15 protein-coding genes are annotated in these 15594 nt (G+C 70.9%); 4 read left to right on the forward strand and 11 right to left on the reverse strand.

Going from position 1 to position 15594, the window contains the following annotated elements; all coding sequences use genetic code 11:
* Positions 1 to 7: 7 nt before the first annotated feature.
* The 5 genes from VJ693_RS19010 to VJ693_RS19030 form a co-directional block, all read right to left on the reverse strand.
* On the reverse strand, positions 8 to 832 hold the full coding sequence (locus VJ693_RS19010; protein ID WP_324156735.1) for a hypothetical protein: 825 nt from the start codon (positions 830 to 832) through the stop codon (positions 8 to 10).
* Positions 833 to 933: 101 nt separating this feature from the next.
* Positions 934 to 2826: a methyl-accepting chemotaxis protein gene (locus VJ693_RS19015; RefSeq protein WP_324156737.1), complete on the reverse strand. Its 1893-nt coding sequence runs from the start codon at positions 2824 to 2826 to the stop codon at positions 934 to 936.
* The gene (locus VJ693_RS19020) at positions 2823 to 4649 is read right to left on the reverse strand and encodes a GGDEF domain-containing protein (protein ID WP_324156739.1); all 1827 of its coding nucleotides are present in this window, start codon (positions 4647 to 4649) and stop codon (positions 2823 to 2825) included. The genes VJ693_RS19015 and VJ693_RS19020 overlap by 4 nt, the downstream gene beginning before the upstream one ends.
* A 218-nt stretch (positions 4650 to 4867) precedes the next feature.
* Entirely contained in the window at positions 4868 to 7018 is a 2151-nt protein-coding gene (locus VJ693_RS19025; protein WP_324156741.1) for a LamG-like jellyroll fold domain-containing protein, read from the reverse strand.
* 198 nt (positions 7019 to 7216) lie between these two features.
* A complete protein-coding gene (locus tag VJ693_RS19030; protein ID WP_324156742.1) occupies positions 7217 to 7366 on the reverse strand; it encodes a lmo0937 family membrane protein in 150 nt (49 codons plus the stop codon).
* Positions 7367 to 7492: 126 nt separating this feature from the next.
* On the opposite strand from VJ693_RS19030, the gene VJ693_RS19035 reads away from it, so the two are divergent.
* Positions 7493 to 8470 (forward strand): DUF72 domain-containing protein, encoded by a 978-nt coding sequence (locus VJ693_RS19035; protein ID WP_324156743.1) that lies wholly within the window; start codon positions 7493 to 7495, stop codon positions 8468 to 8470.
* On the opposite strand, the gene VJ693_RS19040 is transcribed toward VJ693_RS19035, so the two are convergent.
* Positions 8467 to 9231, reverse strand: a complete 765-nt coding sequence (locus tag VJ693_RS19040; RefSeq protein ID WP_324156745.1) for an SDR family NAD(P)-dependent oxidoreductase — start codon at positions 9229 to 9231, stop codon at positions 8467 to 8469. The genes VJ693_RS19035 and VJ693_RS19040 overlap by 4 nt on opposite strands.
* Before the next feature lie 68 nt (positions 9232 to 9299).
* On the opposite strand from VJ693_RS19040, the gene VJ693_RS19045 reads away from it, so the two are divergent.
* Complete coding sequence (locus VJ693_RS19045; RefSeq protein ID WP_324156746.1) at positions 9300 to 10064, forward strand: hypothetical protein; 765 nt, start codon at positions 9300 to 9302, stop codon at positions 10062 to 10064.
* A gap of 38 nt (positions 10065 to 10102) precedes the next feature.
* Here the strand turns inward: VJ693_RS19045 and VJ693_RS19050 are convergent, their stop codons facing one another.
* Positions 10103 to 10774, reverse strand: a complete 672-nt coding sequence (locus VJ693_RS19050) for a pseudouridine synthase (RefSeq protein WP_324156747.1) — start codon at positions 10772 to 10774, stop codon at positions 10103 to 10105.
* A gap of 91 nt (positions 10775 to 10865) precedes the next feature.
* Between VJ693_RS19050 and VJ693_RS19055 the strand changes: the two genes are divergently transcribed.
* Entirely contained in the window at positions 10866 to 11333 is a 468-nt protein-coding gene (locus tag VJ693_RS19055) for a YeeE/YedE family protein (protein WP_324156749.1), read from the forward strand.
* The gene (locus VJ693_RS19060; RefSeq protein ID WP_324156750.1) at positions 11330 to 11773 is read left to right on the forward strand and encodes a DUF6691 family protein; all 444 of its coding nucleotides are present in this window, start codon (positions 11330 to 11332) and stop codon (positions 11771 to 11773) included. The genes VJ693_RS19055 and VJ693_RS19060 overlap by 4 nt, the downstream gene beginning before the upstream one ends.
* A gap of 1 nt (position 11774) precedes the next feature.
* Here VJ693_RS19060 and VJ693_RS19065 read toward each other — a convergent pair whose 3' ends face one another.
* The 4 genes from VJ693_RS19065 to VJ693_RS19080 all read right to left on the reverse strand — a co-directional run.
* Positions 11775 to 12986 (reverse strand): ABC transporter permease, encoded by a 1212-nt coding sequence (locus tag VJ693_RS19065; protein ID WP_324156752.1) that lies wholly within the window; start codon positions 12984 to 12986, stop codon positions 11775 to 11777.
* The gene (locus VJ693_RS19070; RefSeq protein ID WP_324156753.1) at positions 12986 to 13717 is read right to left on the reverse strand and encodes an ABC transporter ATP-binding protein; all 732 of its coding nucleotides are present in this window, start codon (positions 13715 to 13717) and stop codon (positions 12986 to 12988) included. The genes VJ693_RS19065 and VJ693_RS19070 overlap by 1 nt, the downstream gene beginning before the upstream one ends.
* Positions 13714 to 15042, reverse strand: a complete 1329-nt coding sequence (locus VJ693_RS19075) for an efflux RND transporter periplasmic adaptor subunit (protein ID WP_324156755.1) — start codon at positions 15040 to 15042, stop codon at positions 13714 to 13716. Before VJ693_RS19075 ends, VJ693_RS19070 begins: the two co-directional genes overlap by 4 nt.
* 2 nt (positions 15043 to 15044) lie before the next feature.
* Positions 15045 to 15594: TolC family protein (locus VJ693_RS19080; RefSeq protein ID WP_324156757.1), on the reverse strand; the 550-nt coding region annotated here is incomplete at its 5' end.

The raw sequence follows: 15594 nt of genomic DNA on the forward strand, positions 1-15594 counted from the left end.
CACGGGACTACCCACGCTCGGCCCTCTGGCGCGCGCCGAAACGGTCGGTGGTCGACGGCGGAATGCGTGTCGGCCGGCGCGCCGGCGGGGCCTGCACGGTCGGCGCGTGGGCGGTCTGCGCCTGCGTCAAGGCGTTCACGTAGTCGGCCACCTGACGCTTGAGTTCGACCGTGGCGAATGCGTGCAGCTGCGCAAATGAGCTGCGCAGCTCGGCCAGTTCGGCGTTGAGTGCCCCGACCAGCTGCCGCGTGGCTTCGAGCTCCCCTTCGATCACGATCTGGCGTTTCACCAGGTGACGCCAGGCAGCCACGTCCTTCGATGCTGCGGCATCGCCCGGGATCACGTCGGCCTGGGCGTGGCGTGCACCGGCATCCAGGCTGTTCAAGCGGCTCTCGAGTCTCGCGTGGTGGGCCTGCTGGGCCTGCACGACCGCTTCGACGGCGCCGGCCAGCTTCTCGGCCGTCAGGTTGCCGACCGAGCGGCGCAGTTGCTCGAGGTCGGCCACCGTGCGCCCGAGGCGAAGTGTCAGGCTCAGCTCGGTGAGCCGCGCGCGGTCGTTGTCCTCCGGCCGGAACTCATGATCCGGGGGCAGGTCGTCGATGAACTCGACGCCGCAGCGCCGGGCGTTCTCCGATGCGGCAATCTCGCGCAGCACCCTGGCACGGCTGGCGCCTGCCTGGCCGAGCACGAACAGGTAATGGCCGTAGCCTCCGACATCGGGCCACTGGCGCTGCAGCGCGAGATAGGCATTGGTGACGAAGTCGGCGTCGCTGCCGTTCAGCAGCGTGCTCGCGCGCACGCCGCGCGGCAGCTCAGGAATTGCGAGGCTCATCGTCCCTCCCGTTGTCACTTGTGCTCACTGCATCCCGGGAGCACTGGGAGTGTTCTTCAGGTGGTTGACGGTGTCATGACATGCCTCTGGTGCGACCCGAATCAGTACCCGGTGCGGAATGCTCCGACCAGGGCGTGCATGCGGTCCGAGTGTTCGCGCAGTGCCCCAGCGGCGGCAGCCGACTGTTCGACCAGCGCCGCGTTCTGCTGGGTCATCGCGTCCAGGTGAGAGATGTCCGTACGCAAGGCGCCCAAGTCCTTGCGCTGGGCCTGCGCACCGGACGCCAGATCGGCCATCCTGTGGCTTGCACCCTCGATTCGATCCGCGATGTCACGCATTGCGCGGCCGGCCTGGCCGGCGAGGTGATGGCCCTCTTTCATGCGTTCCACCGAATCCGTGATGAGTGACTTGATCTCGCGGGCAGCGTGGGCCGAACGCTGGGCGAGGCTGCGCACCTCGCTGGCGACGACCGCGAACCCGCGGCCTTGCTCGCCCGCTCGGGCAGCCTCGACAGCGGCATTCAGGGCCAGGATGTTCGTCTGGAACGCGATGCCGTCGATGACCCCGGTGATCTCGGCGATCCGATGTGAACTCGCTTCGATGCCGTGCATGGTCTGCAGCACGTCGGCGACCACCCGGCCACCGTGGGCGGCGGCCTCGCAGGCCTGGCGCGCGAGAGTGCTGGCCTCGTCGGCAGAACTGGCGCCTTGATCCGCGTTGGCGGCGCAGCGCTGCATGTCGTTTGCCGCGCGCTGCAGGTGCGCGGCGGTGAGCTCGGTACGCCGGCTCAGGTCGTCGTTGCCCGATGCGATCTCGGACGCGGCGCCGGCCAGCTGACCCGAGCTGGCATGAATCTGCGTCACCATGTCGTGCAGGCCCTGCTGCATGGACCTCATGGCCGTGAGCACCCGGCCGATCTCGTCGCCGCGGCCGGCCGGTACCGGCCGCGTCAGGTCGCCCGCCGCGATGCACTCGGTGGCATCGACCGCCGCCATCACCGAGCGCAGGATGCTGCGGATCGTCCGCCAGAGCAACACGCCGACGCCCAGCAGGCCCGCCGCAACGGCGCATAACATGGCGGCCGCCTGCATGCGCAGGGCTGCGTTGCGCTGCGCGAGCTGCTGGTCCAGCGACTCGAGCGATTGCGACGCGAGCCCGGTCTGCAACCGAGCCGCCTCGGTCAACGTGGCACTCATCTGCTCGAGTGGGTAGTTCACGTCGCTGCCCGCCGCCACCAGCATGTCGTCCACGCGCGTGCGCTGGGTGGCCAGCTGCTCGAGGGCCGGCGACAGCTTCTCGCGCAATCGTGCATCACTGGCGACGGCCTGCTCCAGGGCACGGCGCAGCTCGTCGGCGCGGACCCGGTAGCGCGTCGCCGCGGAGGCGACGAGGCCGACGTCGTCGACGACGATGGCCGCAGCGATGGAGCTAAGTTCCGACAAGGCGTCGCTCACGCGGGGGGCAGCGACCAGGCCGGCCTGGACCAGGCGATACGCGGCCGGGTCGAGGGCCAGACCCGAGCGGTCGATCAGGTCATCGGTCCGTTCGAACAAATGGCCGCTGAATGCCAGATGAGCCGCCAGCAACTGGGCCGGATCGAGGGCCTTCCTGCCGGCCCGTGCAGCGAGATTGGCGAATTCCTGGCGCAGGGCGTCCAGCGCGCGAGCGTCGGCCACGTTGCCTCGGGGTGCCGCAGGAATGGCCCGCAGGGCTGCCTCGACTCGCTGGGCCGCCTGGCCACGCTCGGCTGCCGCCTCCGGCTTGGCCCGCATGGCGGCGGCCTGCAGGCGGTGGTCCTGTGCCGCGTCGATCACCGCTTGCCATTGGCGGTGCATCAGCAGGGCCTGCTGTTCCGAGCGCAAGGCGGCCAGGCGCTGCAGATGGTCGTAGCTGAGGAATCCAGTCGGGATGACCGCCAGAAGGCCGCACAGTCCGGCCACGAGCAGAAGGCGGCCACGTACGCTCATGGCGTTGGCGGAATCAGGTGCAGTCATGCTCGTTCAGCGGTGGCTTGTGGGGATGCGCGCCGATCGACGAACATGGCACTGCCGCGCGCGCGTTTCGCCAGTTGGCGCATGTCGGCCGCCACGCGCGATATCTGGCGATGCGACTCATGCTGGCCGGGGCGCACTGGCACCACGCCCACCGCCAGCGTTGCGAGCGGGTGAAACACCTCCTGGCCCCGGCGATCCTGCGTCACGAAGCCGCCTGCCGCCAGATGCTCCGGTGAGTAGAAGCGCCGAACGCCGGCATCGAACAGCGCCAGGCCCTTGCCGATCCTGGCCTCCCAATCGGTGCTGGTCATGACGCCGACGAAGTCGTCCCCGCCCACGTGGCCGAGCATGTCCGCCTCGGCGTGCAGGGCCTGTGACAGCACCTGCGCGGTGAAGCCGATCATGTCGTCGCCCGCGCGATAGCCGTAGACATCGTTGAAGGCCTTGAAGCTGCTGATGTCCCAGTGACCCACCACGAAAGGTACCTGCTGATCCAGCAGGCCATCGACGTGTTCGTCCAGGGGCACATTGCCGGGCAACTGGGTCAGCGGGTTGGCGTAGCGGGCCGCGAACAACTGGCTGTCGGAGACCGCGCGCAGCAGGTCGCTGATGCGGCCGGTCCCCCAGTAGCGGCCTTCGCGCGTGACGATGAACCCGTCGATCAGGTGGCGCTCTTCGACGTTCGCCACCGCTTCGGCCATGGACGACAGCGAGCTCTCGACGTCGAAGGCCAGCGGCTTCGAATCCATCAGGTGGATGCAGGACTGCCGGCCGAACAGCTCGGCGAAGTACCGGCGACTGCCGCGGGCCAGGCTGTCCAGGCTGCGCAAGACGCCGATGGGCCGCCCCAGTTCGTCCAGCACGGGCACGGCATGGAGCTGTGGATTGCCACGGAACAGCTCGAGCACGTCGTCGCAGCTCACTTCGACGGTGACGGTGAGCGACGGGCGCGCCAGATGGCCCGCGCGGACCTGCTGGCGCCGGCCTTCGCGATGGTGTCCGTTGGCGCCGAGCAGGCGGACGATTTCGGGCCGCACCGATGTCCGAGGCGAGGCCGTCGGCTTCGCAAACAGGTAGCCCTGCGCGCTGTGCATGCCCAGCTCGCGCAGGACCGCCAGGTCCGACTCGGTCTCCACGCCCTCGGCCACCACGTGACAGCCCGCACTGCGGGCCATGTCCAGGATCGAGCGGATGAACTGCTGGCGCAAGGGATCCTGCGACAGTCCATCCACGAAATGGCGATCGATCTTGACGAAGTCCGGCCGGACGACGGTCCAGCGCTTCAGGCTCGAGAAGCCCTCGCCGAGATCGTCGAGCGCCACGACGAGGCCCAACGCACGCAGCGCGGCAATGGCATCCAGCAGCCGGTCCGTGTCGTGCACGGCGTGGGTTTCCGTGAGTTCCACGACGATCCGGGTGGCGGCCAGGCCCGCGCCTCGAAGCGTCTCCTGCAGGGCGTCGTGGAAGCCGGCCGCCTCCGTGATGACCTGCGGCGAGACGTTGATGAAGAGCCGCCCTGGCAACTGCAGTCGGCCGAAGGCCGAGACGATGGATCGGATGGCGCAGCGCTCGAGCTCGAACAGCCGCCCGGTGGCCACCGCCGCTTCGAACAGGGCGACCGGCGAATGCAAGAAGGAGTCCGATGGCCCTCGGGTCAGCCCTTCGAACCCCAGGATCTGGCCCGAACTCAGGTCGACGATGGGCTGGAAGTGCGGCGCAATCGCCGAGCCGGCGATGATCCGCTCGACCTCGTCGGCGAGTGCTGGGCCAGCCCCCGTACGGGGTGAGGGGAGTGCGAAGGGGGAAAGTTCAGTGTCGAACATGGGTCACAGCGGCCATGCCGCCGGTATCACAACGACACAAACTTTGCGGTTCCATGACGACCGGCTCGTGACAGCGGGCCTTGCCGGTGCACGACGCTGCGCAATACCTCACGCCATGGCCGCCCCAGCCGGCCACGACGGCGTTCGTCGAAGCGCCGTCCGGGGGCCGCGCGAAAGTGCGGGCCCTTTCTTTGCGGGCCCCTTCTTCCTTGGCGCCTTCAGACCGCCAGCGCGGCGACCTGCCCGGCGTCGAGCGCCCCGCTGCAGATGCGCAGGTCCTGCATCCGGCCGTTGAAGCAGGGGTCGGCGGCGTACTGCGAACGGCCGAGCCAGTTCTGCGTGGTGGCGCCGAGCTGGAAGGGCGCGAACGTGATGCTCGGGTTGCTGGCGACGGCCGCACCGTCGACGTAGAGCGTGCCCAGGCTGCCGGCCAGCGTCACCGCCAGGTGGACCCAGCGGCCCGTGGCCAGGGGTGCATCGGCCGCGATCGTCTGCTCGCCGTACCACATGGTGCCGGTGATCGAGCAGCGCAGGCGGCCCCCGCCGTCGCGCGGGATCAGCGCCAGGTACGCGATGTCGCTCGAGCCGAAGTCGAAGACCCGCGTATTGGTCGAGGCGGCATTCCAGTAGACCCAGACCGCGATCGTGAAATCGCCGAGGCCGGCCAGCACGCCGGTGGGCAGCGCGAGGTGGCCGCTCTTGCCGTCGAGCGCCAGCGCGCTGCCGGCGACACGGCCGCTGCCCCAGCTCGCGCCCGTCGCCAAGGTACCCGCGTTGCCGAGGCCGCTGGCATCGGCGGCGGTGCTGCCACCGCCTTCATTCAGTGGCAAGAGAGCGCGCAGCTCGGTCGGCAGCGCGACGCGCACCGTGTCGGCGCCGACCTGTGTGCTGTTGCTCGCCAGGGCCACGACGCGGTAGTACCACGCCCCGTTGCCGGGCGTGTCGGTCCAGGTGCGCAGGTCGGTGACGGTGCCGATGGTGGCGAAGGGGCCGGCAGCGGCGCTGGCGCGCTGGACCTGGTAGCTGGTGGCGTAGGCGCCGCCCCACCAGGAGAGCACCACATTCGCCCCCGCCATGTGGGCGGTCAACCCGCTCGGCGCTGCCCCGGCAGGGATCGCGTCGCGCGAGAAGGTCAGGGTGCCCATGCTGGGTTGGTCGCCGTTCCACTGGTCCGTCTCGGGCCGCAGTGCCGCCGCCATCTGCGCGACCCACGGGGCGGACAGGCCCTGCCGGTTGACGTAGTGGTTGTAGACCATCTCCCAGCAGCGCCGCTGGGCCGGCTGCCCGGCGGTGGACACGGCGGTCATCGTGCCCTGGCGGTTGACGTAGCGCGAGAACGGTACCTGGTAGGGCACGCCGTTCGGATCGAGCAGGTTGGATTTGGCGACGTATTCGGCGCCGGCCAGGAAGCGGTTGTTGTCGAACCCGTAGAGGTCGTCGCCCTGGTTCCAGGCCATCTCGCACAGTGGCCCGGTCAGCGCGATGCCGAGCGTGGCGTGACCCTGGTCGCGGCCGCTCTCCTGCCACTGGCCGAAGTGGCCGGGGTGCCAGCAATAGACCGCGTGGGCCGCGGCGCCGTTGCCGCGCCCGGTGTTGCGGTAGTAGGCCATCGCCTCGTCGTACAGATCGGCGCGGTCGCAGAACACGCCGATGGCCAGGATGTTGCACAGCGAGCACAAGTCCCAGTTGGCCCAGTAGTTCGTGATGTCGGCGCCGTTGTGCTTCAGCAGGAAGTCGTGGCTGAGCGGGTAGAAGATGTCCAGCAGCCACTGCTGGAAGCGCGCGATGCCGGGGGCCGACCAGCCCTCGTAGGTGCGCATGATCTCGGCGGCGTTGGCCCACTGGTAGCCGTAGATGCCGGCGGCGAGGAAGCGGTCGGCGTTGCCGGTGAGGGTGGTCATGGTCGACGACCAGGCGTCGAGGTAGGTGACCACCTTGTCGGCATAGGTGGTGTCCCCCGAGACCTTCCAGCGCAGTGCGCCCTGGTAGGCACGCAGCATGTCTTCCACCATGATGCGGAAGTTCTCGCCGTCGCCACCGCGGATGATGGTGGCCTGGGGGTTGGGCGTCCCGAGGTTCGTGCGGCTGCTGCGGGTCAGCGCGTTCCAGCCGTCGACCCAGGGTTGTGCGCCGGCGGCCACCTTCTCGCGCATGCGGGTGAAATCGGCCTCGGTGTGCAGCAGGCCCGGGTGGACGAAGACGCGGGCCGGCGTGATGCTGTCGCCACTGTCGACCGGGCTGCTCGGGCTGCTGCCGCTGTCGACCGGGCTGCTCGGGCTGTCGCCGCCCTGGACGGGGCCGCCTGCACTGCCCGAGTCACCGGGGTTGCCGCTGTTGCCGCAGCCCGCCAGGTTGGCGAACAAGGGCATCGTCGCCAGCCCTTTCAGGAGGAGCCGGCGTTCGAATCGGGGAAGTCGTGCGTCGCGGCGGAAACGGTCGTCGTCGTGCATGCGGCGATGCTCCCATGGCGCCGCTGCCTGCGCAGCAAGCGCCGGGCACGAATGCAGCCCGCGCACCACGCTGAACGTGTGTTCATGGCGGGCTGCACGTGACGTGCTGCACGCTCGTTACGGCGCGCGACGACCCGTGATGAGCTGATACAGCGCGATGACGATGGCGGCGACCAGCAGCAGGTGCAGCAGGCCGCCGGCGGTGTAGGCACCCAACGCGCCGATGAGCCAGAGGATCAGAAGGACGAGGGCGATGGTGTAGAGCACGATGGTCTCCTGACAAGGGAAGCGGATGTCTCAACGTACCGTGGCCGCACGGGCCCGGCTGTCAGCCTGCCGCCCGCCTCGGCGTAGGAATAGCGGACGAGCCGCGGCGCGTTGCATGATGGCGGCATGAACGTGCCGCCCGAGTTGCCGCAGGACCCGCTGTTCGCCCCGGCGTCGTCGAGGCCGGTCGGGCGGCGGCACAACATCCGCGTGGGCACGTGCAGCTGGACCGACCCGTCGCTCATCAAGGCCAAGACCTTCTACCCGCGCGGCTGCAGCACGGCCGAGAAGCGGCTCGCCTTCTATGCGAGCCAGTTTCCGGTGGTCGAGGTCGACAGCAGCTTCTTCGCGATGCCGCAGCCGCAGCACGCCGCACTGTGGGCCGAGCGCACGCCGGCCGGCTTCCAGTTCAACGTGAAGGCCTTCCGGCTGCTGACCGGGCACCAGACGCCGCCCGAGGTCTTCCCGCCGGACATGAAGCCCTGGCTGCCGCCGCTCGCTGCGCGCAAGAAGAACTACTACTACGCCGACCTGCCGCCCGAGCTGCAAGACGAGTTGTGGCGGCGCTTCATCGCCGCGCTCGCGCCGCTGAAGGCGGCGGGCAAGCTGAAGGCGGTGCACTTCCAGTTCGCGCCCTGGGCCACTTCGGCGCCGGAGTGGCGCGCGCATGTCGAGCTCTGCGTCGAGCGCATGGCGGGCCACCTGCTGGCGGTGGAGTTTCGCAACCAGAGCTGGCTGAACGAAGCCCAGGCCGAGCGCACGCTGGCCTGGGAGCGCGAACTCGGCGTGGCCCATGTCGTCGTCGACGAGCCGCAGGGCGTGGGCAACTTCGTGCGCAGCGTCTGGGCGCTGACGAACCCGCAGCTGGCGGTCGTGCGGCTGCACGGCCGCAATGCCGAAACGTGGAATGCAAAGGGCCTCGCCGCCTCGTCCGAGCGCTTCAACTACGAGTATCGCGACGAAGAGCTGCAGGCCCTGGCCGGGCAGATCGAATCGCTTGCCGAGGAGGCATTCGAACTGCAGGTGCTGGTCAACGTGAACTTCGAGGACCAGGGCATCCGCGCGGCGCAGAAGCTGGCCACGCTGATGCGCCGCGAGGTCTAGGCATCGCGCACGTCGGCCACCGGCGCCTGGCCGAAATCGGGCCGGTCGAGGTAGGCCAGCACCTTGGTGGCGGCGGTGGCGGGCGAGTCGAGCTGGCCCAGCCGCTGCAGCTGCATGAAGCGCTCCCGCTCGGGGAAGGCGGCCGGGTTCGCATCGCGCAGCTTGATCTGCATGTCGGTGTCGATCACCCCGGGCGCCAAGGAAGACAGGCGCGCGCCATTCGGCAGGGCCGCCTGCTCCAGCGCCACCGCGCGGGTGAAGTGGTCCATGCCGGCCTTGGCGGCGCAGTAGACGGCGCTGCCGGCCATCGCGCGGCGGCCCAGGCCCGACGAGATGTTCAGCACCTTGCGCGGCACCGGCCAGGCCTGCGTGGCGTGCAGGAAGGCGGCGCACAGCAGCAGCGCCGCTTCCAGGCCGACACGCAGGCCGCGCGCCGCCTCGTCCAAGGGCGTGTCGGCCAGCGGGCCGGGCAGCGTGATGGCGCCGGCGTTGTTGATCAGCGTCGCGCTGGCAAAGGCCTGCGGGTCCTGCATGCCCAGCCATTCGGCAAGCTGGTGCGCAGCCGGCTCGGGCTCGGTGAGATCCAGCGTCCACTGCACCAGGCGCGCTCCGCGAGCGGCCGCCAGCGCGGCCAGCTCGGGCGAGGCGCGGCGCGAGATGCCGATGACCTGGTGGCCTTCGTGCAGGCGCTGCGCGGCCAGCGCGGCGCCGAGGCCGCGCGAGGCGCCGGTGATGAAGGTGAGGTGGGGCGACGAGGGCATGGCGTGTGAGGGCTGCGCTTGAGGGGCCGGCTGGGAGCATAGCCGCCTCGTGCAACGACAATCGGCGCATGGTCAACCCGCCACCGAACACCAACGCCACCCATGCCGCCACCCGGTGGTGGGCTCGCCCGCCGCTGCTGGCCCTGGCCATTGCCGGCGCGCTGCTGGTGCTCGCGCTGGCATGGAGCGCCTGGCGCGGCGCGCCTGCCGCACCGGGAACGGCGCCACAGGGCCTGCCGTGGCAAGTTCAGCGGTTGCCCGATGGCGGCAGCGAGGTCTTCGGCCTCATGCCGGGCCGCACGACGGTGGCCGAGGTGAGCCAGCGCTTCGCGAACGACCTGCGGCTCGCGCTGGCGGTGTCGGGCGAACAGCCCCCGACGCTCGAGGCGTATGTCGAGAGCTTCCAGGCCGGCTTCGTCAACGGCAAGTTGGTGCTGGCCTTCTCGGCGGACCCGCACTGGCTCGCCGAGGCCCTGGCACGCTCGCCGCGGCGCGAGTTGGCGGGCGACGGCCGGGCCAGGCGGCATGCGCTGGCCGAAGCCGATCTGGCGCAGGCGCAGCGCCTGCCGCTGGCCGCGCTGGCCTTTCTGCCCGCGGCGCGGCTCGACGAGGCGACGATCACCGCGCGCTTCGGCCCGCCGGCCGAGCGCCTGGCCGGTGCGCAGGGCGAGCTGCAGCTTCTCTACCCCGCGCTCGGTCTGGCGGTGACGCTGCCACCGGGCGAGGGCGAGCTGGCCCGCGCCCGCCCGGTGCTGCAGTACGTGGCCCCGCGGGAGTTCGAGCAGCGACTGCGGGCGCCGCTGGTCGGCGCGTCGGCGCCCGCCGCGCGCTGAGGCCCCGAATCCCGCCTCCCCTGTCGATCGGGTCGGGCTCAGAACGGGCAGGGGCTGGTCAGCGTGAGCGCGCGGCCATCCGCCGGGTGCGGCAGGGTCAGGGACTCGGCGTGCAGCAACAGGCGCGGCGCGAGCGCGTGCACCTCGGGCGGCGCATAGAGCTCGTCGCCGACGATGGGGTGGCCGAGCGCCTGCAGGTGCACGCGCAGCTGGTGCGATCGCCCGGTGACGGGGGTCAACGCAAGGCGCGCGGTGCGGGGTGGCCCGTCGTGGCGGGCGAGCAAGCGCCACAGCGTGGTCGACGGCTTGCCGCGTTCCGCGTCCACCATCTGGCGCGGCCGGTTCGGCCAGTCGCAGATCAGCGGCAGGTCGATGCGGCCGTCGTCGGTGGTGGGCGAGCCGGCCACGACCGCCAGGTAGCGCTTGGCGACGGCGCGCTCGGCGAACGAAATGCTGAGCGCACGCTGCGCGGCGGCACCGCGGCCGAACACCAGCACGCCCGAGGTTCCCATGTCCAGCCGGTGCACGATCAGGGCGTCGGGAAACACGGCCTGCACGCGGCGCGCGGCGCAGTCGGCCTTGTCGGCGCCACGGCCGGGCACCGAGAGCATGCCGGCCGGCTTGTCGACCGCGACCAGCCACTCGTCGGCGTACAGCAGGGCGAGGCCGTCGGGCGCGTTCACGGCGCACGGGGGCGGCGGGTTGGGCATGGGCGGATGGCGTCTGGACGGTCGCGGCACTCTACCTGCTGCGCGGGTGGTCGCCCTGCGCGGCGGTACCCCGGCCGGTACACTTGGCCGGATGGATGCGCTGTTTCCCCTGGGCTGGGCCCACTACCTGGCCGGTGGCCTTTTCATCGGTGCCGGCGTCGGGCTGCTGTTCATGCTGACCGGGCGAATCGGCGGCATGAGCACGGTGTTCTCGTCGACCTGGTCGTTCTTCTCGCGGGCGCCGTTCTTCCAGCAGGAGCGCTTCACCGGCGGCCGCGTCTGGCGGCTGGTGTACGCAGCCGGGCTGATCCTCGGCGCGGCGCTGTGGTGGGCGGGCTGGGGCCCCTCGCATGCGCTGGGCACCGGCGTGCCGGCGTGGCAGCTGCTGCTCGGCGGCCTGCTGGTCGGCTACGGCGCCCGGCTGTCGAACGGCTGCACCTCGGGCCATGGCATCTGCGGTCTCGGCTCGCTGCAATGGCCATCGCTGGTCGCGGTGCTGACCTTCATGGCGACCGGCTTCGCGACAGCGCATCTCGTGCTGGCGCTGAAGGGGGCATGAGCATGCGTTTCGGCCAGGTGATTGCCGTGCTGGTGAGCGGCATGCTGTTCGGTTTCGGGCTTGCGCTGTCGACGATGGTGCAGCCCGAGGTGGTGCTGGGCTTCCTGCAGTGGCGCGACTTCGGGCTGATGCTGGTGATGGGCGGGGCGCTCACCGTCACGCTGCTCGCCTATCGCTTCGTGCCGCGGCTGATGGCGCGGCCGCTGCTGGAGCGCTCGTTCGGCCACCATGTGGCGGTGATGAACCGCGACACGGTTGTCGGCGCGGCCATCTTCGGCATCGGCTGGGGCCTGTGCGGGGTCTGCCCCGGGCCGGCGATCGCCGGGCTCGGCACCGGCAACCTGGAACTGCTGTGGGCGCTGGCCGGCATCTTCGCCGGCGCGTGGCTGCAGGGCCGCACGGCCGGCGCACCGGGCGCGGCGCCGTCGCTCGTGCCCTGATCTACTCGTGCCTCAGGGCCTCGATCGGGTCCAGCCGGGCGGCGCGCCGCGCCGGGAAGTAGCCGAAGACCACGCCGATCAGCGCCGAGAAGACGAAGGCCAGCAGGTTGATGCCGAGGTCGAACAGGTAGGGCACCTGCATCACGCTGGCCAGCACCATCGAGGCGACGGTCGCGATGACGATGCCGACCAGGCCGCCGGCACACGACAGCACGACCGCCTCGATCAGGAATTGCAGCAGCACCTCGCGTTCGAGCGCGCCGATCGCCAGCCGCACGCCGATCTCGCGCGTGCGCTCGGTCACGCTGACGAGCATGATGTTCATGATGCCGATGCCACCGACCAGCAGGCTCACCGCGGCCACGGCGCCGAGCAGCGAGGTCATCAGCTGCGTGGTGCCGGACAGGGTCTGCGCGATCTGCGCGGTGTCGAGCACGTTGAAGTTGTCGTCGGCGCCGTCGGCGAGCTTGCGCCGCTCGCGCAGCAACTGGGTCAGCGCGCGGGTGATGCGCGCCGGGTCGGCGCCGTCGCGCATCGAGACCAGCAGCGTGTTGACGCGGGTCGTGCCGGTCACCCGGCGCTGCGCGGTTCGCAGCGGCACGATCAGCGTGTCGTCCTGGTCCTGGCCCATCGCCGCCTGGCCCTTGGAGGCCAGGGTGCCGATCACCTCGCAGGAGAACGACTTGACGCGGATCTGCTGGCCCAGCGGGTCGGCGCTCGCGCCGAACAGCTCGCGCTTGACCGTCGAGCCGATCACGCAGACGGCGGCGCCGCTGGCCTGCTCGTCGTCGCTGAAGATGCGGCCGCTGGCCAGCGTCCAGTTGCTGGTGGTGAAGTAGGCGTCGGTGCTGCCGGTGACGGTGGTCGCCCAGTTCTTGCCGTTGGCGATCACGGTGACGCCGGAGCGCACCTCGGGTGCTACCGCCTTCAGCCCGGCGATCTGCGAGGCGATCGCGTCGACATCCGCCTCCTTGAAGGCCGGCGCGCCGGCGCCGCCCATGCCCGGGCCCAGGCGCTGGCCGGGGCGCACCATCAGCAGGTTGCTGCCCAGGCTGCTGATCTGGTCGCGCACCGCCTGCGTGGCGCCATTGCCCAGCGTGACCATCGTGATCACGGCGGCCACGCCGATCACGATGCCGAGCACCGTGAGGAAGGAACGCAGCAGGTTGCGGCGGATTGCGCGAAACGCCAGCAGGAACGTGTTGCCCCACATCAGGCCGTGCCCTCCGTGGCAGGGCTCATGGCGGGCCGGGTGACCTCGTCGCGCTCGACCCGGCCATCACGGAAGTACACGATGCGCCGCGCATGGGCGGCCATGTCGGGCTCGTGGGTGACCATCAGCACGGTGATGCCGCGGTCGCGGTTGAGCGCATCAAGCAAGGCCATGATCTCCTCGCTGCGCGCGCTGTCGAGGTTGCCGGTCGGCTCGTCGGCGAGCAGCACGGTGGGCCGGGTGACGATGGCCCGCGCGATCGCCACGCGCTGCTGCTGGCCGCCGGACAGCTCGCCCGGCGTGTGGCCCTCCCAGCCGGCCAGGCCCACCTGGGCCAGCGCGTCGCGCGCGGCGGCGTGGCGTTGCGCGGCGGGCTCGCCGCGGTACAGCAGCGGCAGCTCGACGTTCTCGAGCGCACTGGTCCGCGACAGCAGGTTGAAGCCCTGGAAGACGAAGCCGAGGTGGCGGCGGCGCAGCCGGGCGCGGGCGTCGCGATCCAGCCGCTCGACCGGGATGCCGTCGAACAGGTAGCTGCCGCTGCTGGGCGTGTCGAGGCAGCCGATCAGGTTCATCGCGGTGGACTTGCCCGAGCCGCTCGGGCCCATGATCGCGACGAATTCGCCGGCTTGCACGTCGAGGTCCACGCCGCGCAGCGCCTGGAACGCGATCGCGCCTTCGCCATACGTCTTCGTGACGCCGCGCAGGCGAATCAACACACCGGTGTCGTTCACGGCGCCGCCCCGGTCTGCTGGTCGACGATGACCGCCATGCCTTCACGCAGCTCGGGTGCGCTGACTTCGGTCAGGCGGCCGTTGGACAGGCCGGCGGTCACGGTGATGGACTGTGGCTGCCCTTCTTGCAGCACCCAGATGCGGCGTTGGCCGGCCGATTTGCCGCCCGCACCGTCGGTGGGGCGGGCGCGCTTGGTCGCCTGGCGGGTTGGGCGCGGCATCAGCTGCGAGACGATGCCGCCGCCGGATGAGCCGCTCGCGCCGGGCGGGCCGCCCGCCGCGGCGTTGGGGTCGAAGCTGAAGGCGGTGTTGGGCACGCGCAGCACGCCCTTGCGCTCGGTGGCGGCAATCGTCGCGGTGGCCGTCATGCCGGGGCGCAGCGTCAGGTCCGGGTTGTCGACCAGCAACTGGGTCGTGTAGGTGACCACGTTGTCGGTCGTCGTCGAGCCGTAGGCCACGCGGGTGATCCTGGCCGGGTAGCGCCGGCCCGGCCAGGCGCTGACGCTGAACTGCGCGGTCTGGCCCTCCTGCACCTGGCCCACATCGGCCTCGTCGACATTGACCGACAGCTTCATCTTGGTCAGGTCTTCGGCCATCGTGAACAGCGTGACGGCTTGCAGCGACGCGGCCACCGCGTTGCCCGGGTCGACCGCGCGGGTCAGGATCACGCCGTCGATCGGCGCGCGGATCGAGGCCTTGTCGAGGTTGGTGCGGTCGGTTCGCAGGGTGGCCTGGGACTGGCCGACGTTGGCGCGCGCGCTGGCCTCGGCGGCCTCGGCCTTGGCCAGTGTCGCGCGGGCGGTGTCGAGCTCGGTGTCCGAAGGCAGCTTGCCGCCCGAAAGGCGCCGCACCTCCTCCAGCCGGCCGAGCGTGAGCCGGGCCTCCTTGGTGGCGGCCGCGGCCTGGGTGACGGCGGCCTGGGCGCTTTGCAGCGCGGCTTCGGATTTGGCAACCTGGTCGGCGAGCTTGGCGGTGTCCAGCCGCACCAGCACCTGCCCCTTCTTGACGCGGTCGTTCACATCGACCAGCACCTCGCTGACCGTGCCCGACAGCTCGCTGCCGATGTTGACCGAGCGCGTCGGTTGCAGGGTGCCGTTGGCGGTGACGGTCAGCGCGATGTCGCCGCGCGTCACGGGCTCGGTCACGTAGCGCGGCGCCTCGTTGCGGCGTTGGGCGCTTTGCCAGGCCCAGAAGCCACCGGCCAGCGCGAGGACGAAGCCGAGCGCGATCCAGGTCGAGGCCCGCTTCCAGCGCGGGCGGCTGTCACCGTGGAGCCAATCGGGTGCGGATTTTTCTTGCTTGTCGTCGGGTGGGGGCGTGGACATGGTCAGTTCGAGGCGAGGGTCGTGGCGTCGCTCCAGCCCCCGCCGAGGGCCTTGTAGACGCGGATCAGGTTCAGCGACAGGTCGGTCTGGGTGGTCTGCAAGGCGAGGCGGGTGTTGAGCTCGTCGCGCTGGGCCTCGAGCAGCGTCGCGAAGTCGGTCAGGCCGGTCTGGTGGCGCAGGCGCGTGCCCAGCAGGGCGGCGCCGGCGGCGTCGCTCGCGCGTCGCAACGCCTCGGCCCGCTCGCGGCTGCCGCGCAGCGCGGCGAGGCTGTCCTCGACGTCCTTCAGCGCGGTCAGCAGCGCGGTGTCGAAGCTCGCCCGGCTGTGCGCGAGCACGGCGTCCTGCTGGTCGACCTGGGCCTGGCGGGCACCGGCGTCGAACAGCGTCCAGTCGACGGCGGCCGCCAGTGCGGCCAGGCCGGCGCCGGCGCCGCCGAGGCCGCTGAGCGTGGCGGCCTGCAGGCCGACCGAGCCGCTCAGGCTCAGCCCCGGCCAGCCGGCGCGGCGTGCCTGCTCCTTGCGCGCCCAGGCGGCGCGAACACCGGCCTCCGCG

This window comes from Ideonella sp. (assembly GCF_035254525.1).
Taxonomy (GTDB): domain Bacteria; phylum Pseudomonadota; class Gammaproteobacteria; order Burkholderiales; family Burkholderiaceae_C; genus Ideonella.